The organism is Thioclava sp. L04-15, assembly GCF_002020275.1.
Classification (GTDB): domain Bacteria; phylum Pseudomonadota; class Alphaproteobacteria; order Rhodobacterales; family Rhodobacteraceae; genus Thioclava; species Thioclava marina.
In genome coordinates this window covers 145,433-167,658 of sequence record NZ_MPZW01000001.1, presented here as the reverse complement: position 1 = coordinate 167,658, position 22,226 = coordinate 145,433, and the positions used below count along the sequence as shown (strand labels likewise).

General features: G+C 65.3%; 21 protein-coding genes. 11 read left to right on the top strand and 10 right to left on the bottom strand.

The genetic code is table 11. The features are described from left to right. Positions 1–15 precede the first annotated feature (15 nt). On the bottom strand, positions 16–1,035 hold the full coding sequence (cysD, locus tag BMI90_RS00845; RefSeq protein ID WP_281251059.1) for a sulfate adenylyltransferase subunit CysD: 1,020 nt from the start codon (positions 1,033–1,035) through the stop codon (positions 16–18). On the opposite strand from cysD, the gene BMI90_RS00840 reads away from it, so the two are divergent. Next, complete coding sequence (locus tag BMI90_RS00840; RefSeq protein ID WP_078524997.1) at positions 1,011–2,015, top strand: hypothetical protein; 1,005 nt, start codon at positions 1,011–1,013, stop codon at positions 2,013–2,015. The genes cysD and BMI90_RS00840 overlap by 25 nt on opposite strands. Here BMI90_RS00840 and BMI90_RS00835 read toward each other — a convergent pair. The 6 genes from BMI90_RS00835 to BMI90_RS00810 form a co-directional block, all read right to left on the bottom strand. Continuing rightward, positions 2,012–3,004, bottom strand: coding sequence for an MDR family oxidoreductase (locus BMI90_RS00835; protein ID WP_078524995.1), 993 nt, complete (start codon positions 3,002–3,004; stop codon positions 2,012–2,014). The genes BMI90_RS00840 and BMI90_RS00835 overlap by 4 nt on opposite strands. A gap of 11 nt (positions 3,005–3,015) precedes the next feature. Beyond that, positions 3,016–3,657, bottom strand: coding sequence for a TetR/AcrR family transcriptional regulator (locus tag BMI90_RS00830; protein ID WP_078524993.1), 642 nt, complete (start codon positions 3,655–3,657; stop codon positions 3,016–3,018). A gap of 57 nt (positions 3,658–3,714) precedes the next feature. Beyond that, positions 3,715–4,932, bottom strand: coding sequence for an HlyD family efflux transporter periplasmic adaptor subunit (locus BMI90_RS00825; RefSeq protein WP_078524991.1), 1,218 nt, complete (start codon positions 4,930–4,932; stop codon positions 3,715–3,717). A 4-nt stretch (positions 4,933–4,936) separates the two neighbouring features. Continuing rightward, positions 4,937–7,300 (bottom strand): ABC transporter permease, encoded by a 2,364-nt coding sequence (locus BMI90_RS00820; RefSeq protein WP_078524989.1) that lies wholly within the window; start codon positions 7,298–7,300, stop codon positions 4,937–4,939. Positions 7,301–7,304: 4 nt separating this feature from the next. Then, a complete protein-coding gene (locus BMI90_RS00815) occupies positions 7,305–8,009 on the bottom strand; it encodes an ABC transporter ATP-binding protein (RefSeq protein ID WP_078524987.1) in 705 nt (234 codons plus the stop codon). Between the two features lie 103 nt (positions 8,010–8,112). Beyond that, positions 8,113–10,473, bottom strand: coding sequence for a Tex family protein (locus BMI90_RS00810; protein WP_078524985.1), 2,361 nt, complete (start codon positions 10,471–10,473; stop codon positions 8,113–8,115). A 171-nt stretch (positions 10,474–10,644) separates the two neighbouring features. Between BMI90_RS00810 and BMI90_RS00805 the strand changes: the two genes are divergently transcribed. Further along, positions 10,645–11,535, top strand: a complete 891-nt coding sequence (locus BMI90_RS00805) for an alpha/beta fold hydrolase (protein WP_078524983.1) — start codon at positions 10,645–10,647, stop codon at positions 11,533–11,535. Here BMI90_RS00805 and BMI90_RS00800 read toward each other — a convergent pair. Together BMI90_RS00800 and hemN are read right to left on the bottom strand one after the other, a co-directional pair. Further along, positions 11,510–11,677: a DUF2256 domain-containing protein gene (locus BMI90_RS00800; protein ID WP_078524980.1), complete on the bottom strand. Its 168-nt coding sequence runs from the start codon at positions 11,675–11,677 to the stop codon at positions 11,510–11,512. The two genes, BMI90_RS00805 and BMI90_RS00800, sit on opposite strands and share 26 nt — an antisense overlap. A gap of 144 nt (positions 11,678–11,821) precedes the next feature. After that, on the bottom strand, positions 11,822–13,177 hold the full coding sequence (gene hemN, locus BMI90_RS00795) for an oxygen-independent coproporphyrinogen III oxidase (RefSeq protein ID WP_078524978.1): 1,356 nt from the start codon (positions 13,175–13,177) through the stop codon (positions 11,822–11,824). A gap of 62 nt (positions 13,178–13,239) precedes the next feature. Between hemN and BMI90_RS00790 the strand changes: the two genes are divergently transcribed. The 3 genes from BMI90_RS00790 (at position 13,240) to BMI90_RS00780 (ending at position 15,301) form a co-directional block, all read left to right on the top strand. Beyond that, on the top strand, positions 13,240–13,986 hold the full coding sequence (locus BMI90_RS00790; protein WP_078524976.1) for a transcriptional regulator FnrL: 747 nt from the start codon (positions 13,240–13,242) through the stop codon (positions 13,984–13,986). Beyond that, positions 13,983–14,876, top strand: coding sequence for a PhzF family phenazine biosynthesis protein (locus BMI90_RS00785; protein ID WP_078524974.1), 894 nt, complete (start codon positions 13,983–13,985; stop codon positions 14,874–14,876). The genes BMI90_RS00790 and BMI90_RS00785 overlap by 4 nt, the downstream gene beginning before the upstream one ends. Before the next feature lie 176 nt (positions 14,877–15,052). Further along, positions 15,053–15,301 (top strand): hypothetical protein, encoded by a 249-nt coding sequence (locus tag BMI90_RS00780; RefSeq protein WP_146642559.1) that lies wholly within the window; start codon positions 15,053–15,055, stop codon positions 15,299–15,301. Between the two features lie 66 nt (positions 15,302–15,367). On the opposite strand, the gene BMI90_RS00775 is transcribed toward BMI90_RS00780, so the two are convergent. After that, positions 15,368–16,207: a universal stress protein gene (locus tag BMI90_RS00775; RefSeq protein ID WP_078524969.1), complete on the bottom strand. Its 840-nt coding sequence runs from the start codon at positions 16,205–16,207 to the stop codon at positions 15,368–15,370. A gap of 263 nt (positions 16,208–16,470) precedes the next feature. Here BMI90_RS00775 and ccoN point away from each other — a divergent pair, with 263 nt between their 5' ends. From ccoN to BMI90_RS00745, 6 genes are all read left to right on the top strand, one after another. Beyond that, complete coding sequence (ccoN, locus tag BMI90_RS00770) at positions 16,471–18,072, top strand: cytochrome-c oxidase, cbb3-type subunit I (protein WP_078524967.1); 1,602 nt, start codon at positions 16,471–16,473, stop codon at positions 18,070–18,072. A gap of 12 nt (positions 18,073–18,084) precedes the next feature. After that, positions 18,085–18,813 carry a cytochrome-c oxidase, cbb3-type subunit II gene (ccoO, locus tag BMI90_RS00765; protein WP_078524965.1) on the top strand — a complete coding sequence of 243 codons (729 nt, stop codon included), beginning with the start codon at positions 18,085–18,087 and terminating at the stop codon, positions 18,811–18,813. Between the two features lie 12 nt (positions 18,814–18,825). Beyond that, positions 18,826–19,026, top strand: a complete 201-nt coding sequence (locus tag BMI90_RS00760; protein WP_038072058.1) for a CcoQ/FixQ family Cbb3-type cytochrome c oxidase assembly chaperone — start codon at positions 18,826–18,828, stop codon at positions 19,024–19,026. 31 nt (positions 19,027–19,057) lie between these two features. Continuing rightward, complete coding sequence (gene ccoP / locus BMI90_RS00755; RefSeq protein WP_078524964.1) at positions 19,058–19,942, top strand: cytochrome-c oxidase, cbb3-type subunit III; 885 nt, start codon at positions 19,058–19,060, stop codon at positions 19,940–19,942. Between the two features lie 371 nt (positions 19,943–20,313). Beyond that, positions 20,314–21,762, top strand: coding sequence for a cytochrome c oxidase accessory protein CcoG (ccoG, locus tag BMI90_RS00750; protein ID WP_078524962.1), 1,449 nt, complete (start codon positions 20,314–20,316; stop codon positions 21,760–21,762). Further along, positions 21,759–22,223 (top strand): FixH family protein, encoded by a 465-nt coding sequence (locus BMI90_RS00745; RefSeq protein ID WP_348638917.1) that lies wholly within the window; start codon positions 21,759–21,761, stop codon positions 22,221–22,223. Before ccoG ends, BMI90_RS00745 begins: the two co-directional genes overlap by 4 nt. Positions 22,224–22,226: the final 3 nt, after the last annotated feature.

The window sequence follows — 22,226 nt, the reverse complement described above, 5'->3', positions numbered from 1 at the left end:
CGCGAGTGGGAGGGCTCAGAAATAGCCTTCCTGCTTTTTCTTCTCCATCGAGGCGGCCTGATCGTGGTCGATCGCGCGCCCCTGACGCTCGGAGGTGGTGGTCAGCAGCATTTCCTGAATGACTTCGGGCAGGGTCTGCGCCTCGCTCTCGACGGCGCCCGTCAGCGGGTAGCAACCCAGCGTGCGGAAGCGGACCGAGCGCATCACCGGTTCTTCGCCGTCGCGCAGCGGGAAGCGGTCGTCATCCACCATCAGGATCAGCCCGTCACGCTCCACCGTCGGCCGCGGGGCCGAGAAATAGAGCGGCACGATCTCGATGCCTTCGAGGTGGATGTATTGCCAGATATCCAGCTCGGTCCAGTTCGAGATCGGGAAGACGCGGACGCTCTCGCCCTTGGCCTTCTTGGCGTTGTAGAGGCGCCAGAGCTCGGGGCGCTGGTTCTTCGGGTCCCAGCGGTGATTGGCCGAGCGGAACGAGAAGACGCGTTCCTTCGCGCGGGATTTCTCCTCGTCGCGGCGCGCGCCGCCGAAGGCCACGTCGAAGTTGTGCTTGTCGAGCGCCTGTTTCAGCCCTTCGGTCTTCCACATGTCCGTGTGCAGCGAGCCGTGATCGAACGGGTTGATCCCTTTCGCCTTGGCCTCGGGGTTCTGATAGACGATCAGCTCCATTCCGGCCGCTTTCGCCGCCTTGTCGCGCAGCTTGTACATGTCCTGGAACTTCCAGGTCGTGTCGACATGCATGAGCGGGAAGGGCGGCGGCGAGGGGTAAAACGCCTTCTTCGCCAGATGCAGCATCACCGCGCTGTCCTTGCCGACGGAATAGAGCATCACCGGGTTCTCGGCCTCGGCAACCACTTCGCGCATGATGTGGATGCTCTCGGCTTCGAGGCGTTGCAGGTGGGTCAGGGTTTTGGGGTCCATGGGAGGGCCTTTGTCCGAACGCGAATTTTCCCCGGTATAGGGAAGCGTTCTTTCTGGATAACCCCCCAAATGGGGGGTAAGTTGGGCCAATGTTGGGCCAGTCCGAAAACACATTGTTGATCAACGCGCTCTTCGCGGCGGCAAGCGAGGGGGGCGCGGCAGGCTGGGTGCGCTTTCTCGAACGGCTTTGCGCGGCGTCGCATGCAGAGGCGGCGGCGGTTCGGCTCCTTGCTGCGGAAGGTGAAGGCGCGAGCTGGCAGCTCGGCAAGATCGCCTTGCCCGAGACCGAGCGACTGCGCGCGATGCGTCTCGACCGGGTCTATTCGCAGATCGACTTGCCGGGGGAGCCGGATTGGCCGACACCCCTACGGGTGCTGAAGGTCGCGGCGGGAACGGCAGGGCAGGTGGTGCTGATGATCGCCCGTTCAGGGCGGGAGTTTCGTGCAGCCGAGGCGTTGCCGCTTTCCAATCTCGCGCCGCATCTGGGGCAGGCGCTGTCGATCCGGGCGGCACTGGGGATCGAACGGTCGCGTGCCGCAATGGCCGAACGAAGCGCCGCGGCGCTTGGGGCGGGGTGGGTGGCGCTGAGTGCAACGGGCGCGGTGATCGCCCACGATCCGCAGGTCGCGGCCGGGTTGGACGCGACCGAGCGGCTGCGCCTGCGTCATGGCGCGCGGCTCGAATTTGCCGATCCCGAGGCCGCGCTCGCCTTTCGGCAGGCACTGGCCGCGCTGGCGGCAAGCGAGAGCGCGCCGCGCCCCGTCGAGATGGCGGGCGAGCCCCCGGTGTACCTTCGGCTTACGCAAGGCAAGTGGCAGGGCGCACCGGCCGTGATCGGCCATCTGCGCGCCCTTCCGAAGGCACAAGACCTGCCGCTAGGGCGGATTGCGGGCGATCTCGATCTGAGCCGGTCCGAGGCGCGGCTGGCGGTGCTGCTGTGTGACGGGGCGAGCCTGCGCGAGGCGGCAGAGCGCCTCGGCTGGACGCTTGAGACCGCGCGCTCGACCTCGAAGCAGATCTACGCGCGGGCAGGGGTCAGCGGCCAGACGGGGCTGTTGCGGCGGATGCTTGGCTCCGCACTCTGGCTTGGTTAGCCAAGCTCGGGCGCAACTGGCACGACGATCCTCCCACGCACCTTCCCTTCGAGGAATTTCGGAGCCGTGGCGATCACGTCTTCCAGCGCGACCTCCATCTCCATCGCGGCGAGCTTGTCCATGTCGAGATCGGCAGCCAGACGGCGCCAGGCCTCGACGCGGTCTTCAAGCGGGCACATCACGCTGTCGACGCCCGCAAGCGTCACGTTGCGCAAGATGAAGGGTGCGACCGAGGTCGGCAGCGACATAGACCCCGCCAGCCCGCAGGCCGCGACGGTGCCGCGATATGCCATCATCGAGAGGACGTTGGCGAGCACCTCGCCGCCCACCACATCGACGGCCCCCGCCCAGCGTTCCTTGTTCAGCGGTCGCGCCTTGCCCGAGACCTCATCGCGCGCGACGATCGAGGATGCGCCGAGCGATTTCAGGTAAGCCTCTTCCTCGGGGCGGCCGGTGACGGCGGCGACGGTGTAGCCGAGCTTGCCCAGAAGCGCAGTCGCCACGCTGCCCACACCACCCGTGGCCCCCGTCACCACGACCTCGCCCTTGTCGGGGGTTACACCATGCGCCTCGAGCGCCATCACGCAGAGCATCGCCGTGTAGCCCGCCGTGCCGATCGCCATCGCCTGACGCAAGGAGATCCCCTCGGGCAGTTTCACCAGCCAGTCGCCCTTGAGATGCGCGCGCCCTGCCAGCCCGCCCCAATGTTTCTCGCCCACGCCCCAGCCGTTCAGCACAACGCGGTCGCCCTTGGCGAAACCGGGATGGTTGCTCTCGGCCACGATCCCCGAGCAGTCGATGCCCGGCACCATCGGGAAGCTTCGCACCACAGGCCCCGCGCCGGTGATCGCCAGCGCGTCCTTGTAGTTGAGCGTCGAATAGGCCACGTCCACGGCGACCTCGCCCTCACCCAGCGGCGGCAGCTCGATCTCCTTCAGCGCGACGGTCTGCGTTTCCTCGGGTTTCTCGATCACGATGGCCTGCACCATGTCATGTCCTTTCAGCTTTGGGCGAGCCGCAGGAACCCGTCGGCGAAGCGACGCAGCGGCTCGGGGGAATGTTGAAGTTTCGCGCGCAGAACGGCGCCTTCCCAGCCCGTCCAGAAGATCTCGGCGAGCGTGTCGGGGTCTTGGGTTGCGGGTACTTCGCCTGCGGCTTGGCCCGCGCGCAGGCAGTCGGCCACCAGCGCCTGCCAGCTTTCCAGAACGGCGATGAGGCGGGCGCGGTAATCCTCGGGGAGCGTACCCATCTCCTGCCCGAGATTGCCGATCAGGCAGCCGCGGCGGAAATCGTATTTCGCCATGCCCGCCTCGGCGTCGCGGCTGAAGGCGCGCAGGCGCGCGAGCGGCGTCAGGTCGTGGCGGTCGAGCGAGCGCGAAAGCTTGTCGCGGAAAAAGGCGCCATAGGCCTCGATCAGCTCGGCGCCGAAGGCGGCCTTGGTCGGGAAGTAGTGGTAGAAGCTGCCCTTGGTCACACCGGCGGCGGCGGTGATTTCGTCGAGCCCGACATTGGTGTAGCCGCGCTCGGTCAGCTGCACGAGCCCCGCCCGGATCAATGCCTTGCGGGCGGCCTGATCATCCGGCTTGCGCGGCGGTCGGCCACGGCGGCGGGGGGTGTTGGAATCGGGGGTGGGGGCGCTCATGCGGATTTAATATACCGGATGGTATGATAAATAAAGCGCCCTGGTTGCGGAGGCCGGTCAGCCCCCCGAACGCGGCGCGACGGTGGAGCCATCCGCCAGCCCCTCGACCGGGTAAAGCACGACCTGATCTCCGTCGCTCAGGCCCGATGTGACCTCGGCCACCGTACCGTTATCCGTGCCGATCTCGACCGCCACTTCGCGTGCGCGGCCATCCTCGACCTTGAACGCCGACCAGCCCGAACCGCGCCGGAACAGGGCGCTGGAGGGCACGCGCAGCGCGTCCTCGGCCTGCCAGACGACGATCTGCACCGTCACCTGGAACCCGTGGCCGAGGCCTGCGCGCTTGCCCGGATCGCCGGTGAAGCCGATCACCACCCCGACGCGCTGTTCCTCGACCCCCAGCGCCGAGACCTTCGTGGTGCCTGCCGGATCGACGCGCAGGACCTTGCCTTCCAGCACATCCGGCCCGCCCCAATCGGTGATCTCGACCGGATCGCCCACGCGCACGCGCACCGCGTCGCGCGAGAGCAGGTCGGCCACCACTTCCAGCCCGTCCGAGATATTGCCGATCTCCATGATCGGGCTGCCGGCGGAGAGAACCGTCTCGTTCTCCTGAAGGATCTGCAGCACGGTCCCGGTGGCGGGGGCGAAAAGCGGGATCGTCTCGGCGCCCTTTCCATTGCTCGCGCCGGCATCGTTTTGCAGCACCGATTGCGCCGAGGCCACGGCTGCCTCGCGCATCGCGATCGCGGCTTTCGCGGCGGCCTCCTGGGCTGCCGCGTAATCGGCTGTGATCTGGTCGCGGTCGAGCGCGGATTGGCTGATCGTGCCCGAGAGCGCCAGACGCTGGGAACGCGACAGATCGGCATCCGCCTGTTCGCGCATCGCCACCGCCGCGCGGTAATCGCCTTCGGCGGCACTCAGGGCCGCCTGCGCCTCGGCCAGTGCAGCCTCGGCTTGCGCGCGGCTTCGGGCATCGAGCACGGCGGGCAGGGCGGGGCGCATCTGCGCCACGACCGTCTCGCCCTTCACCACCGGATCGCCCACGTGGATGTCGAGGCGCTGGAGCCGCCCGCTCACCGGGGTCGAGACAGTGTAGCTCTCGCTGACCCGCGTGCGCCCGTCATCCTCGATCGCAAGCCGCATCGGCCCGCGCGTGACGGTGCCCAGATCGACCGTCTGCGCTTGCGGCCAGAGAAGCGCGGCGAATGCGCCTGCCGCGATCAGCGCGACGAGGATCAGGATCAGCCAGCGGGTGCGGGGTCTTGGGGTCACGAGGTCAGTCCCTTGCCTTGAGCGCCGCCACCATGTTCAACCGATCCTGAGCGCGGCGCAGCATCAGGATCGAGGCCAGCATCGCTGCGACCACCACCAGCACCGCCTTGGCGATGCTCGGCAGGTCGAAGCTGACACTGACCCGGTAAAGCTCGTTCGAAAAGGCGACCGCGATGAGATTGGCGAGCCACCAGCCCAGCCAGATCCCCAAGGGCAGCGCAATCGCCACCAGCACCGCGATCTCACCGGCCAGAACCAGCGTCACCTCGGCGCGGGTGAAGCCCAGCACGCGCAGGCTGGCGAGTTCGTGCACGCGCTCGGCAAAAGCGTTGCGCGCGGCGTTGTAGACGATGCCGAAGCTCAGCACGAAGGCGATGGCGCCGAACACGAACCGCATTTGCCCCGCGCCCTCGTCGGCGATCTTGCGAAAGGCCGCGTAGCTGTCGGCCTTCACCGAGACGCCCGCCACCTTGGGCCGCTCGCGCAGCGCGTGTAGCAGTTCCGCCGAAGGCTGGCCCGCGGTCCGAAGCGCAACCGAGGTGATCCGGTCGGCCTCGCCAATCGCACGCGTGAGCGCATCGAGACGCATATAGGCGGGCGCTCCAAGCAGCGTGTCGGACACCGCGACGACAGGCAGGGTCAGGTGGCGCTTGCGCCCCTCGGTGACTTCGGCGGTGATCAGATCGCCGGGGTGAAGGGCCAAGAGGTTCGCAAGCCCGCGCGAAAGCACCACGCCATTTGCGGGCAGCGGGATCGGGTTCAGGCTGGTATCGAGCGCACGGTTCAGCGTGGCCGGGTCGGGCAGGCCGGTCAGCTCGCCGCGATGGGTGATGGGGCCATTGCGAAACAGCACTGGGACCATGCGCTGCGGCTCGGCCTCGAGCACGCCGGGCAGGTGGGCGATCTCGTGGGTCACATCGCGAGAGACCGGGTGGATGAAGCTCACCGTCGCGTCCGAGCGATCCGCGAAGCCGAAGGTCACCGCCATCGTGTGATCGAACCCCGCATAGATCATCAGCATCGCCATGTTGAGCGCGAGCCCCGCGGCCACCCCCCCGATGGTGCCGAGGCTGCGAAACGGCTGGCGCGTGATCTGACGTAGGATCATCCGCCCCGGCTGGTCGAGCGGGCGGGTCAGGAGCGCAAGAAATCCGATACGGCCATGGGTGAAATCGGGGGGCGCTGGTGGGCGCATCGCCTCGGCGGGCGTCAGGCGGAACACGGTGCGCAGCGCAATGGCCGCGCCGAGCGCGGCGGCGAGCAGCGAGAAGGCCAGGCCGCCCGCAAAGGGGCCGGGGCGCATCGAGAAGACGAGATAGGGGAATTTGTAGAATTCCATGTAGAGCCCGGTGATCGCCCGTCCGGCCATCACCCCCAAGCCCGACCCGAGCACAGCGCCCGCGAGCGCGATCAGCAGCGCCAGTTCGAGGTAATGCCCCGCGATCTCGGCTCCGCTATGGCCGAAGGCTTTCATCAGACCGATTTCGCGCCGTTCGGCCTGCACGATCCGGGTGATCGTGACATTCAGGAGAAAGGCCGCCACGGCGAGGAAAATCGGTGGCAGGAACAGGCGCGACTGGCGCAACCCTTTCAGTTCCTCCTCGATGAAGCGCGCGGAGGTCTGCTGGTCCTGCACGTAACCCGCGCCGCCACCATAGGGCGCCATCAACCTGTCGAGATCGGCCAGCACCGCCTTGCGCGGGCGTTCGCGCGTGGTCAGCACCAGCACCTCGTTGAACGCCCCGTCGAGGTCGAGCACGGCGGCGGCGGCCTTGCGCTCCATCCAGATCACCGAGAAGCGACCATCGGTGGGAAAGAACTCACCCGGCGCGGGCATGAACAAAAACTCGGGGGAACGCGCGAAGCCGACCACGCGCAGGTGCTGGTGGCGGCCCTCGACGGTCACGCCGAACGTGTCGCCGAGCGCGATCCCGCGCGCGGCGGCGAATGTGTCCAGCAGTATGACCTCGTCGCTGCGCCCCGGGACGGGCATCCGGCCCGCAGTCATCAGGATGCCGTTGAGCCCTGCCGGACCGGGAAGCGAAAGGATGCGCGCCTGTACCGGCTCACCCCCGTCGGCGTCGATCCGGCCGTAACCGCTCAGACGTCCGTCGGTCGTGAGCACACCGGGGATCGCGTTGACCTTTTCCATCAGCGAATTGGGCGCGCGGGTCAGCGGCTCGAAAATCTGCGCGAACCTGTGTCGTTCGAAATAGGCATCGCGGGTGATGGTGAGCGTATCGGTCAACCCCGCCATCATCACCTGCACCATGACGCCCATCGCGACCACCGCCGCGATCGCGAAAGCCTGCGCGCGGATGCGCCAGAGATCGCGACCGAGCTTGCGATGCAGGATCGTCAGCGCCATCGGTTTACCACTCGATCTCGGCTGGATCGGCGCGGGTCTCGTTGAGGATCGTCTCGCGCAGTTGGCCGTCGGTGAAATGCAGCACCCGATGCGCCATCGCCGCTGTCGCGGCTGCGTGTGTGACAATCAGCACGGTCGTGCCCAGCTCGCGGTTCACATCATTGAGGACCTGCAGAACCCGCCGGCCCGTGGTGGAATCGAGCGCTCCCGTGGGCTCGTCGCAAAACAGCACCGCCGGGCGCTTGGCGATGGCGCGGGCGATGGCGACGCGCTGCTGCTCGCCTCCCGACATCTGCGCCGGGAAATGGTCGAGCCGTCCCTCCAGCCCCACCAGCCGCAGCGCCTCGCCCGCATCCATCGGGTCATTCGAGATCTCCGTCACCAGCTCGACATTCTCGCGCGCGGTGAGGCTGGGCATCAGGTTGTAGAACTGGAAGACGAAGCCGACATGGCTGCGCCGGTATTGCGTGAGCGCGCGTTCGGACATCTCGGTCAGGCATTGATCGCCGAACCAGGCCTTGCCCGAGCTCGGTCGGTCGAGCCCGCCGATGATGTTGAGAAAGGTGGATTTGCCGCTGCCCGAGGGGCCGAGCAGGACCACCACCTCGCCGCGCGGGATTTCGAGCGTCACTTCACGCAGGGCGTGGACGGCGGCCGGACCCTCGCCATAGGTCTTCGATAGCGCTTCTGTGCGAAAGGCGGGCTGCACGCGAGGGCTCCGTGATCGTTTCGGGCCGCAGAGGCCGGGAGCGATCAGAACACAGCCCCGCGAGACAGTCAAAACCCCAAACGTTGAAACCGCTTGGTCGGTTTCAGCGTCGGTTCATCGCATCGCGCAAAGCAGCACCAAGCGCGCCATTGCCGCTATCTTGCGAAGGCGCTTTGCCGGGACCTTTTCCGGGGCCCTTGCCGCGCGAGCCTTGCGGTCCGGGCTTGCCCGATCCCTGTCCTTGCCGCGCCTGGCCCTGGCCCTGCGGTCGCGCGCCGCCCTCGGACTGCTTGCGCATCGACAGCCCGATCCGCTTGCGCGGAATGTCGACCTCGGTGACGCGCACGCGCACCACATCGCCCGCCTTCACCACCTCATGCGGGTCCTTCACGAAACGATCGGCGAGCTGGCTGACATGCACCAGCCCGTCCTGATGCACGCCGATATCGACGAAGGCACCAAAAGCCGCAACGTTGGTCACGGTTCCCTCGAGGCTCATCCCCGGCTTGAGGTCCTTGATATCTTCGACCCCATCGGTGAATTGCGCGGTCTTGAAGGTGGGGCGCGGGTCGCGGCCGGGTTTTTCCAGTTCCGCGAAGATGTCACGGATCGTGGGCAGGCCGAATTCGCCGGTGACGAACTCCTCGGCACGCAGGCCCTTGAGCGCCGCGGGCTGGCCCATGATCTCGCGGATGTCGCGGCCACAGCTTTGCACGATCTTGCGCGCGACCGCATAGGCTTCGGGGTGAACCGAGGAGGCGTCGAGCGGCTCTTCGCCGTCGCGGATGCGCAGGAAGCCCGCGCATTGCTCGAAGGCTTTCGGGCCAAGCCCCGCCACCTCCATCAGCGCGCGGCGCGAGGGGAAGGCGCCATGCGTGTCGCGATGCGCGACGATAGCCTGCGCCAGTGCGGGCCCAAGCCCCGCGACCTGCGCCAGAAGCGGCGCGGAGGCCATGTTGAGATCGACGCCCACCGCGTTCACCGCATCCTCGACCACCGCTTCGAGCGCCTGCGACAGGCGGCGCTGATCCACGTCGTGCTGATATTGACCGACGCCGATGCTTTGCGGTTCGATCTTCACCAGTTCCGCCAGCGGGTCCTGCAGGCGTCGCGCGATCGAGACCGCGCCGCGCAGGGAAACGTCCAGATCGGGGAACTCGCGCGCGGCCAGTTCCGAGGCCGAATAGACCGAGGCACCCGCCTCGGAGACCACCACTTTCGTCGGCGCGCGAACGCCCGGCGGCAGCAGTTTCAGCGTGTCAGTGACCATCCGTTCGGTCTCGCGGCTGGCGGTGCCGTTGCCGATGGCGATCAGCTCCACACCGTGGCGTTTGACCATGTCGATGATCTTCGCCTCGGCCCCGCGCAGGTCCATCTTCGGCTGGAACGGGTAGAGCGTCGCGGTCTCCAGCAGCTTCCCGGTCGCGTCCACCACGGCCGCTTTCACGCCCGTTCGGATGCCCGGATCGAGGCCCAGCGTCGCGCGCGGACCGGCGGGCGCTGCCAGCAGCAGGTCATGCAGGTTGCGCGCGAAGACCTTGATCGCCTCGTCATGGGCGCGCTGGCGCAGCTCTCCCAGCAGGTCGACATAGAGCGAGACCGAGAATTTCACCCGCCAGGCCCACCGCGCCACGTCGCGCAGCCACAGATCGCCCGGGCGGCCCGCCTGCGTGTCGAGCGTGGCCGCGATGGTGGCGATGGCGCGGGGCTCGCCGGCTTCCGCGTCGGGCGCGATCTCCATCGTCACGACCTCTTCCTTCGCCGCACGCAGGATGGCCAGCGCGCGGTGGCCCGGAATGTCGGCCCATTTCTCGCGGTGATCGAAATAGTCGGAGAACTTCGCGCCCGTCTCTTCCTTGCCGGGCACGACGCGGGCGGCGATCATCGCTTCGGCGCGCATGAACTCGCGCAGCTTCCCGAGCAGATCGGCGTTTTCGGACAGTTCTTCAGTCAGGATGTCGCGCGCGCCATTCAGCGCGTCCTTCACCGTGGGTACGGCCTCGGTGATGTAACCCTCGGCCAGCGCTTCGGGCGCGGCGCTCCGATCCTCCTGAATGGCGCGCAACAGCGGCTCCAGCCCGTTTTCGCGCGCGATCATCGCCTTGGTGCGGCGCTTGGGCTTGAAGGGCAGGTAGATATCCTCGAGTGCGGCCTTGCTTTCGGCCCGCGCAATGGACCGCGCCAGATCGTCGGTCAGCTTGCCCTGTTCGCGGATCGAATTGAGGATCGTCTCGCGCCGCGCCTCCATCTCGCGAAGATAACCCAGCCGGTCCGAGAGCAGGCGCAGCTGCGTGTCGTCGAGCCCGCCGGTGACCTCTTTGCGATAGCGCGCCACGAAAGGCACGGTCGCGCCGCCATCGAGAAGGCCGATCGCCGCGGTGACCTGCGCGGGGCTCGCCGCGATGTCACTGGCGATGGTCTGGGCGATACGGGCTTGGACGGGGGCGGAATCGGTTTGGGCCAAGGCTCTCTCCTGATGCAATCGGGCTGCCAGCAATAGCCGCCCCGTTGGCCGGGGAAAAGGGGGAAGGCCGGGGCCGGGCGGATCGCGGCCTGTTGTCGCGCGCGGGCGCGCTCGCCTTGTCTGTCCGCCCGCGCGGGCCTAGCTGAGCGGCAGATGAGCGTAGAGGCCGAAATGGCGGATCTTTTCCTGTATGTGGCGATCTTCGGAGCGGTGCTGCTGGCGCTGCGGGTGCTGGTGCATCGCGCGCTCTTGCGCGGGTTGGCTGCGCCCCGGATCGCGCATGAGGTGACGCCCGCCGATCTCGATCTGGCAAGGGCCGAGGTGGCGCAGGTCGAGATCGTGGGGCCCGAGGGCGCGCGGCTTTTCGGCTGGGTGATCACGCCGGGGGGACAGCCCGAGACACCGCGCCCGGCAGTGCTGGTGATGCATGGCTGGGGCGCGAATGCAGCGATGATGTTGGGGCTCGCACCACCCCTGATCGCCGCAGGCTATGCGGTGATGTTTCTCGATGCGCGATGTCACGGGCGCAGCGACGGGGCGCGCTTTACGTCGATGCCGCGCTTTGCCGAGGATATCGCGGCGGGGCTTGCGCATCTGCGCGCGCGAGAGGGGATCGACCCGGTGCGGATCGCGCTGATCGGGCATTCGGTCGGGGCGGGAGCGGTACTCCTGCACGCCGCGCGGGCGGGTGATGTCTGCGCCGTGGTCAGCCTCTCGGCTTTTGCCAATCCGCGCGAGGTGATGGAGCGCTGGATGGCTGAGCACCACATCCCGTTTCGCGGAATTGGGCAATATATCCTGCACCACGTCCAGCGCGTGATCGGTGCACGTTTCGACGAAATCGCGCCGATCCATACGGTTACACAAGTGAGCTGTCCGGTGCTTCTGGTGCACGGGCTTGAAGACACGACGGCGCCGTTTTCCGATGCCGAGCGCTTGCAGGCCGCCGCCCCCGATGCGCAGCTCCTGCCGGTTCATGGCGATCACGACCTGCGCGAGAGCCTGCACGCCCATGAGCCCGAGATCGTGGGTTTTCTCAACGCGGCCTGTCATCCGTCCTGACCGAACGTGCCTCGCGCCGACAGCGCTCCGAGCAAAACCGCACCTGTTCCCAATCCCGCGCCCATTTCTTGCGCCAGGTGAAGGGCCGCGCGCAATGGGCGCAGAGTTTCGAGGGCAGATCGGATTTGCGGCGCATCTTCATGGATTGGCTACGCGGGAAGGGCCGTGGTGGATGCGTCGCGGCCGTTTGATAGCGGGGGCGCGGCGTGGAGGTGGTCGTGCTCACTTCCCGAAAAAAAGAGGCGACCGCAGCCGCCCCGTTTTTCCGTCTCTTGTCTCGTCTCGTTCAGATGGCCGAGCTGTGGCCCGCCTTTGACAGGTCGTAGGCATCGAAATGGCGAGCGATCATCCGTGTCAGCGGGCGGCCCTTCATCGGGATGCGCAGCCCCCCGTCGCTGAGTTGAACCATGTCTCCGAAATGATCCGCGCAAGCCTTGAACATCGCGGCGAGTTCCTCCCGATCGGCAGCAAAATCGCGCACCAGCTCTTCGGTGCTGACTTCGAAATCGCACATCAGCGCCTCGATCAGCCGCGCGCGCAGCTTGTCCTCGGCGGTGAATTCATGGCCGCGCGCGGTCGAGAAGCGGCCTTCGCGGATCGCGGCCGTGTGGGCCGAAGTCGCGGAGGCGTTTTGCGCATAGCCTTGCGGGAAGCGCGAGATCGACGAGGCGCCCATGCCGACCAGCGCTTCGGCCAGATCGTCGGTATAGCCCTGGAAGTTGCGACGCAGCTTGCCCGCCTTCTGCGCGATCGACAGCCCGTCGGTCGGCAGCGCGAAATGGTCGATACCGATCTCGTCATAGCCATCGGCCACGAAAAGCTCGCGCGCGACCTCGAAGAGCTTCAGACGTTCCTGCGGGGTGGGCAGGTGATCCGAGGGGATCATCGTCTGGCGCCGCGCCATCCACGGCACATGGGCGTAGCCATAAAGCGCCACCCGGTCGGGGTTGAGCGACAGGAGCTTCTGCACCGAATCCGCGATCTTGGTCGGGGTCTGGTGGGGCAGGCCGTAGAGGATGTCGGCATTGAGGCTGGCCACGTCACGCTCGCGGATCATCTCGACCGCGGCGCGGGTAATCTCGTAGCTCTGGTCGCGTCCGATCACGCTCTGGATCTGCGGGTCGAAATCCTGCACCCCGATCGAGGCGCGGTTCATCCCCGACTCGGCCAGAGCGTCCATGCGCGCGGCGTCGATCTCGTTGGGGTCGATCTCGACAGAGAATTCGGCGCCTTCGCCCATCGGCACGGCCTCGAAGACGGCATTGGCCACGCGGCGCATCATGTCGGCGGGCATCAGCGTCGGTGTGCCGCCGCCCCAATGCAGCCGCGAGAGCTTGACCCCCGGCGCGAGCCGGTCCTTGAGCATCTTCAATTCGGCCAGCAAGGTTTCAGAATAGGCGCGTACCGGCTCTTCGCTTTGTGTCCCTTGCGTGCGGCAGGCGCAAAACCAGCATAACCGCCGGCAGAAAGGCACATGCATGTAGAGCGAGATAGACGCCCCTGCGGGAATCGCCTCGATCCATTCTTCAAATTTAGCAGGCCCGACCTCGGCCGAAAAATGCGGCGCAGTGGGGTAGCTAGTATAGCGGGGAACCCGTGCGTCGAATAGCCCGAGCCGGGTCAGTTGCGATTCCTGTTCCATGTGGGTATCTTTAGCGGTAAGACGCGCAACAGAATTTGACTCAGATCAAGCCCTTTCACCCTATGGCTCAAGACGACGTATACCCTGTCTCGCTTGCTTGCGGAGACTGCCCGATCCAGCACCGGGCCGTTTGCGCACGTTGCGATTCGGAAGAGCTCGTGGAGCTTGAGAAGATCAAGTATTACCGCAGCTTCGAAGCGGGTCAGACGGTGATCTGGGCAGGCGATCAGATGGATTTCGTGGCCTCTGTGGTCTCCGGGATCGCGACGCTGACGCAAACGCTCGAGGACGGACGCACGCAGATGGTGGGGCTTTTGCTGCCGTCTGATTTCGTGGGCCGTCCGGGGCGCGCCCGCGCGGCCTATAACGTGACCGCCACGACCGACATCCTGATGTGCTGCTTCCGCAAGAAGCCCTTCGAGGAAATGATGGATCGCACGCCGCATATCGCGCAGCGTCTGTTGCAGATGACCCTCGACGAGCTGGATGCCGCGCGCGAATGGATGCTGCTGCTTGGTCGCAAGACCGCACGCGAGAAGATCGCGTCGCTCCTGTCGATCGTGGCGCGGCGCGATGCCTCCGTTAATATGTCGACCGCAGCGGCACGGATGACCTTCGATCTGCCGCTGACCCGTGAGGCGATGGCGGACTATCTCGGGCTGACGCTCGAGACGGTGAGCCGCCAGATGTCCGCGCTCAAGCGCGACGGGGTCATCGAGTTGCAGGGCAAGCGCCACGTGACCGTACCCGACATGGACCGGCTTTTGCTTGAAGCGGGCGACGATAGCGACGGCGGCTTCCTCGTTTGAAGCGGCGCTTCGTCACTCTGGACGTTTTCACCGACGCGGCGCTGGCCGGCAATCCTCTGGCAATCGTGGAAGAGGCCGAAGGTCTCGACACCGCGCAGATGCAGGCGATTGCGCGCGAGTTCAACCTTTCCGAAACAGTGTTCCTGTTTCCCCCGCGGCGTCCGGACCATGAGGCGCAGCTGCGTATATTCACGCCAGCCGGAGAGATACCCTTCGCCGGACATCCGACGATCGGCACGGCGATCCATCTAGCGACAACGCGCCACGGGCCCGGTTTCGAGGGGCGTCTGGTTTTGGGCGAAAAGGCGGGGCCGGTGCCTGTGCGGGTCTGGTCGAAGAGCGGGCGGATGCGGGCGGAATTGACCGCGCCTGTCCTGCCCGAGCAAGGTACGGTTGTGCCGACCCGCTCCGATTGCGCCGCAGCGTTGGGGTTGGAAGAGGACGACCTCGGGAGGCTCGTGCCGCAGCTTTGGCGTGGCGGGCCGGGGTTTCTCTTTATCGAGCTGGCATCTCTGGACGCGCTTGCGCGGGCGCGGCCGATCCAACCGACTTTCGACGCGCTGATGAGTCGGGTCGGCGAACTGGGCGCTTACGTCTTAACCGCGGGCGAGGACTGCGATTTTCAGGCACGGATGTTCGCGCCGGCCGAGAACATGCCCGAAGACCCCGCGACCGGCTCGGCGACGGCGATCCTTGCTGGTCCGCTGGTTGGACAGGGTCGCGTCGGTGAGGGGGAGACGGTCTTCCGGCTACGGCAGGGCGTCGAGATGGGGCGGCCCTCCGACCTGGTTTTGCGCATCGAAGTCGAAGGCGGCCAGTTGCGTGCGGCGCATGTCGCGGGCTGCGCGGTGCCGGTGATGCGCGGCGAGATTGACCTGCCCGGCCTCTGAACGCCCGATCTTCGCCGGAATTTGCCGCTAGCCTCGCAAACATCCCGTTGGAGACCGCGATGCGCCGATCGATCCTTGCCGTTGCCCTCGTCTTGCTGCCTTGTGCTGCGCAGGCTCACCCCCTGTCGCAGAGGATGGCTCAATGTTCGGGCCTTTTTCACGCGATGAGCACCTTCATGAGTGACCCCGCACGTGCGGAGAAGCTCGACAAAGCGGGGATCGCGTGGCGTGCGGCGGCCGTATCGCAGGCGCAAGGCGAGGGGCAGGTCGATCCTGCGGGCTATGTTGCCCGATACCAGCGCGAAAGCTACGAGGATTGGCGCGGGCGCGGCAAGCTCTCGGCCTTCAGCGAGGATTTTCGCGACTGGGCGAAATACTGCAACTCGCTGGCCAAATCGAAAGGGCTGACGATCATGCCCGACTGAGCGGGAGGGCAAGGAAAAACGGCGCCCCGAAGGGCGCCGCTTTGTCTCGGCGAGGGTGGCGGGCGCTCAATGCGCCATCAGCACCGGCACTTCCGCCATTTCCAGCATGTGACGCGTCGCACCGCCCAGGATCGCCTCGCGGAAGCGCGAATGGCCATAGGCGCCCATCACGATCGCATCGGCATTGGTGTCGCTGACGTGACGGTTGAGCACGTCGGAGACGCGCGGCATCGTCTTGGCGAGCACCGAGACCTCGGCGTGAACGCCGTGGCGCGAGAGCATCTGGCTGAGCTGGCCGCCCGGATCCGAGCGTTCGGGCCCATGCGCGGGCGGGTCGATGATGGTGATGTCGACCAGATCGGCCGCCTTGAGCACCGGCAGGGCCGCGCGGATCGCGCGCATCGATTCATGCGATTGGTTCCAGGCGACCACGACGCGCTTGGCGGGCATGTCGCTCGTATAGCCGTCGGGGACGATCACCACGGGCACCTGACCTTCGAAGAGAGCGGCTTCGACCGCAGCTTCGATCTCCGGTCCGCGACCTTCGCCATAGGGTCGACCCATGACCACAAGATCGGCAAAGCGCGCCCGCAGGCCAACAACTGTCGCCATCGCGCCGATCTGGCTGACGACAGCGTCGACGCCCCAGCGGATATCCTCGCTATCGAGGCGTTCGCGTACGGCGACCTCGGCGGCGCGGGCATCCTCCTGCGCGCGATCCATCGTTTCTTGCTGCACGAAAGCGGTTGCCCCGGCATAATAATAGCCGGTCTGTGTGCGATCGACGCCGAGACAAAGCACATCGAGATGGGCTTCGCGGCGGCGCGCGATGGCAATCGCCGTTTCAAGCTGCGATGCCGCGGCTTTCGGGTCTGTGACGATCGTCAGAAGAGTTTTGTAAGACATCGGTCCTGTCCTTGCGCTGTCCGATTAACGTTTCGGATCCCAAGCTAACTCGACGAAATCCGTATGACTTTGACACGGATCAAGAGTGGTGGCCCAAAGATCACGTCCCTGCGACCGAATGGCGCAGTTGGATCGCGAGCATTTGATGCAGATCAAGGCATCGTGCATACCCTGACCCCACAAGGACTACAGTCACGTTCCGGGGGGATTCTCGTTTCACGAGTCGAAGCCCGGAAGGCAGACAAGACGAAGGGACGCACAAAATGTGGGATTACATCAAGCTGATCGCGCTTGGTCTCGTGGCGGTGTTGGCCGCCATCGCGGCCGGGAACGCGCGCGATCTTGCCTATCAGGTGAATGCCGTCGAGGTCATGCTGGCCGCGGCGATCGCGTTCATCTGGGTGCTTCGCACCATGGGGAGCCGCCAGCCGGCACCGCAAAACGAGTATTTCGACGGCGTGGTTCGAGCCGGGGTGATCGCGACGACCTTCTGGGGCGTCGTGGGCTTCCTGGTCGCCGTCATCATCGCTTTCCAGCTCGCCTATCCGGTTCTCAATTTCGAGTGGGCGCAAGGTTACCTGAACTTCGGCAAGCTGCGCCCGCTGCACACTTCGGCGGTCATCTTCGCCTTTGGCGGCAACGCGCTGATCGCGTCGAGCTTCTACGTCGTGCAGCGCACCTCCGCGGCGCGGCTGTGGGGCGGTGGCCTCGGCTGGTTCGTGTTCTGGGGCTACAACCTGTTCATCGTGCTCGCCGCGACGGGTTACATTCTGGGCGCGACGCAATCCAAGGAATACGCGGAGCCGGAATGGTATGTCGACTGGTGGCTGACCATCGTTTGGGTCGCCTATCTGCTCGCCTTCCTCGGCACCATCTTCAAGCGTAAAGAGCCCCACATCTACGTGGCGAACTGGTTCTACCTGTCCTTCATCGTGACCATCGCCATGCTGCACGTGGTCAACAACCTCGCCATCCCGGTCTCCTTCTTCGGGTCCAAGTCGGTCCAGGTCTTCTCGGGCGTGCAGGACGCGATGACCCAGTGGTGGTACGGCCACAACGCAGTGGGCTTCTTCCTGACCGCAGGCTTCCTGGGCATGATGTACTACTTCGTGCCGAAGCAGGCCGAACGTCCGGTCTATTCCTACAAGCTGTCGATCGTGCACTTCTGGGCACTGATCTTCCTGTACATCTGGGCTGGTCCGCACCACCTGCACTACACGGCGCTGCCCGACTGGGCCTCGACGCTGGGCATGGTGATGTCGGTGATCCTGTGGATGCCCTCCTGGGGTGGCATGATCAACGGCCTGATGACGCTCTCGGGCGCCTGGGACAAGCTGCGCACCGATCCGGTCATCCGGATGATGGTGGTGTCGGTCGGCTTCTACGGCATGTCGACCTTCGAAGGCCCGATGATGTCGATCAAGGCGGTGAACTCGCTGTCGCACTACACCGACTGGACGATCGGTCACGTGCACTCGGGCGCGCTCGGCTGGAACGGCATGATCACCTTCGGCACGCTCTACTTCCTCGTGCCGCGTCTGTGGGCGCGTGAAGGGCTCTACTCGCTGAAACTGGTGAGCTGGCACTTCTGGCTCTCGACGATCGGCATCGTGCTCTACGCCGCCTCGATGTGGGTTGCGGGTATCATGCAGGGTCTGATGTGGCGCGAAGTGGACAGCCAGGGCTTCCTCGTGAACGCCTTCGCCGACACCGTGGCCGCAATGCACCCGATGTTCGTGGTGCGTGCTCTGGGCGGGGTGCTCTACCTCACCGGTGGCATCATCATGGCCTACAACCTGTATATGACGGTCGCTCGTCAGCCGCGCGTGGAATCGCGTTCGGTTGCCGCTGTGCCCGCCGAGTAAGGAGGAGAACAGATGGGACTTCTCGACAAGCACGGCGTAATTGAAAAGAACGCCACGCTGCTTCTGATCTTCGCCTTCCTCGTGGTCACCGTGGGCGGCATCGTGGAAATCGCACCGCTCTTCTACCTCGAGAACACGATCGAGGATGTGGACGGCATGCGCCCCTACACGCCGCTCGAACTGACCGGTCGCGACATCTACATCCGTGAGGGCTGCTATGTCTGCCACTCGCAGATGATCCGTCCGATGCGCGACGAGGTGGAACGGTACGGTCATTACTCGCTGGCAGCGGAGTCGCAATACGACCACCCGTTCCAGTGGGGCTCGAAGCGGACGGGGCCCGACCTCGCCCGCGTCGGCGGCCGCTACTCGGATGCGTGGCATGTGGATCACCTGACCAACCCGCAATCGGTCGTTCCGGAATCGGTGATGCCGAAATACGGCTTCCTGCTGAACCGGATGATCGAGCCGGCGCATATCGATCAGCGTCTGTCGACCGATGCGATGGTGGGTGTGCCCTACACGTCGGACATGATCGAGAACGCGAAGGCGGACTTTGCCGCCCAGGCGGATCCCGATGCCGACACTGACGGGCTGCTGGAGCGTTATCCCAACGCCACCAACGTCCGTAACTTCGACGGTCGCCCCGGCATCTCCGAGATGGACGCTCTTGTCGCCTATCTCCAGGTGCTCGGAACCATGGTCGATTTCTCGACCTTCCAACCCGTGGCCAGCCGGTAAGGGGGCTTAGCGATGGACTATCACATCCTCAGGGAATTCGCGGACAGCTGGTTTCTGATCTTCCTGTTCACGTTCTTCCTCGGCATCGTCGTCTGGGTGTTTCGCCCCGGTGCGCGCCGGACCTACGAGGATACGTCCGCGATCCCTTTCCGGAATGAAGACAAACCCGCCAGTTCCGAGGAGCCCGGTGCAAGCCGGGACTCCAAGGAATGACGGCGCCACGTTCTAAGGAGGCGTGGAGAAAATGAGCAAAAAACCGTTGAAGAAGAAGCACGAAGTCGAAACCACGGGGCACTCGTGGGACGGCATCGAGGAATATAACAACCCTCTCCCCAGATGGTGGCTGTGGACGTTCTACGCCTGCATCATCTGGGGCGTCGGCTACTCGATCGCCATGCCCGCCTGGCCGATCTTCAAATCGGGGGCGACCCCGGGCATCCTGGGCTCCTCGACGCGTGCGAACGTTCAGGCCGATCTCGACAAGTTCGCGGCGATGAACAAGCCGATCCAGGAGAAACTGGTTGCGGTGGATCTCGACCAGATCGCGGAAGACCCGGAGCTGCGCAACTACACGCAGAACGCCGGTGCGGCCGTGTTCCGGACCTGGTGCGCTCAGTGCCACGGTGCGGGTGCGGGAGGTAACCCGGGTCTGGGTTACCCGAACCTGCTCGACAGCGACTGGCTCTGGGGTGGCACGATGGAGGAAATCCATTTCACCATCACCCACGGCATCCGTAACGAGACCGATCCCGAAGAAGAGGCGCGTTTCTCGCAGATGCCCGCTTTCGGCAAGGACGGTATCCTCTCGGGTGAGGAAATCGACCAGGTCGTGCAATATGTCCGTCAGATCTCGGGCCAGGAGAGCGATGCGGAACTCGCATCGGCTGGCGAGACGGTCTTCATGGACAACTGCTCTGCTTGCCACGCCGAAGACGGCACTGGCGACCAGATGCAGGGCGCACCGAACCTGACCGACGCGATCTGGCTCTATGGTGGGGATGTGGACACGCTGACCTACACCGTGACCAACGCCCGTTTCGGCGTGATGCCGAACTGGAACGAGCGTCTGACCGAAGCGGATATCCGTGCGGTCGCGTCCTATGTCCACAGCCTCGGCGGTGGTCAGTAACACGGCATCCGTGGGGGCTTCGGTCCCCTCGGGTAGCACCGGCGCCCCGTCCTGTTCGCGCGTTTCCTGGGGGTGCCGGTGCCCTTTTCAAGAGGGCCCTCTGGGGCCCTCTTTTTTCGTGTTGAGGGTTACCTTTCCTTACTCTTGGATGTATCTTTCGCAAAAGCAAGGTCTGAGGCACCAGAGCACGCCCATGTGATGAGTGAACCCGCTTCGAGGGCTTGGAAACCGGCGCGCCGGAGACCTGGCCCTGCGACCAAACGCCCAGTTTTTCCTGCATGGCAAATCTGCCTTTTTGACGCAGGTCAAAGTCTTGGGCCCGGTGTCAGCCCAGAAGTGGCTTCGGACGCAGTCAAATAACGGAGAGAGTCGTGAGCTCCACCGAACCAGTTGAACCCCCGCCGCTTTACTCCGCGCGCGAGCCGGTTTTCCCGCGTCGCGTCAAGGGCCAGTTCCGCAACCTGAAATGGGTTCTGATGGCCATGATGCTGGGGCTTTACTATATCCTGCCGTGGATCCGTTGGGATCGCGGGCCGGAACTGCCCAATCAGGCGGTCCTGCTCGATCTCGCCAACCGACGCTTCTTTTTCTTCATGATCGAGATCTGGCCGCACGAATTCTATTTCGTCGCGGGCCTCCTGATCATGGCTGGTCTCGGTCTCTTCCTGTTCACCTCGGCGCTGGGGCGGGTGTGGTGCGGCTATGCCTGTCCGCAAACCGTCTGGACCGACCTTTTCATCCTGGTCGAGCGTTGGGTCGAAGGCGACCGCAACGCCCGGATCCGCCTGCTGCGTCAGAACTGGAATGCCGAGAAGATCCGCAAGCGCGTCACGAAATGGGTGCTCTGGTTGCTGATCGGTCTCGCGACGGGCGGGGCCTGGGTGTTCTACTTCACCGATGCGCCGACGCTGCTGCGCGACCTGTTCGCCGGCACCGCCTCGCCGGTGGCGTATATCACCATCGCCGTCGCCACCGCGACGACCTTCGCCTTCGGCGGCTTCGCACGCGAGCAGATCTGTATCTACGCCTGCCCCTGGCCGCGGATTCAGGCTGCGATGATGGACGAGGACACGATCACCATCGCCTATCGCGAATGGCGCGGCGAACCGCGCGGCAAGCTCAAGAAGGGCGAGCACGATCCGACCCAGGGCGATTGCATCGACTGCATGGCCTGCTTCAACGTCTGCCCGATGGGGATCGACATTCGCGACGGCCAGCAACTCGAATGCATCACCTGCGGTCTTTGCATCGATGCCTGCAACGAGATGATGGACAAGATCGGCAAGCCGCGTGGCCTGATCGGTTACATGGCGCTCAAGGACGAAGCCAACGAGCGTTCCGGCAACCCGGTCATCAACGTCTGGAAGCACATTCTGCGCCCGCGCACGCTCCTCTATTTCACGCTGTGGGCGGGGATCGGCATCGGGCTCGTCGTGGCGCTCTTCATGCGCTCGCCGATCGATTTCAACATTACCCCGAACCGCGATCCGCTCTACGTGATGGAGCCCGACGGCACGATCCGCAACATCTATACACTGCGGCTGCGCAACAAGTCGGGCGAGGATACCGCCTTCAAGGTCTCGGTCATCGCGCCGACGCAGGAAGAGCAATCGACGCTCTCCCTTGCGCTCGAAGGGACGGACGGCGATACCGTGACGGTACCGGCGGATGAAACCTACACGCAGCGTCTCTATATCATGGCTGCGCCGGGCTCTTCGCTGGCGACTTCGGACCGGACCGAACTGACGGTCTGGGTCGAGGATACCCATAACACGGACCGCGTCTCGACCGAGACGGTCTTCAACGGAAAGGCGAAATGAGCGTGATGTCGAAACCTCTGACCGGCCGGAAAGTGTTGATGATTGCCGTGGGTGCCTTCGGCATCATCATCGCGGTGAACCTCGTGATGGCCTGGCAAGCCGTCAGCACCTTTCCCGGTCTGGAGGTGAAGAACTCCTATGTGGCGTCGCAGCAGTTCGACAAGAACCGCGCGGCGCAGGAGGCGCTCGGCTGGACGGTCTCTCCCGACTATTCGGACGGCAAGCTGAGCCTTGTCGTCCGTGACAACTCGGGGCTGCCGGCGAAGGTCAAGACGCTGAAGGCGCTGATCGGGCGCACCACCCATGTCCGCGAGGACGTGGAGCCGAAATTCGACTACGTGGGCGGCATCTTCGTCACCCCGTTGCAGCTCGGGCCGGGTGCCTGGCTGATCCATCTTGATGCCGAGGCCGCCGATGGCACGCATTTTCGCCAGCGGATCGACCTCTTCGTGAAAGGCTGAGTG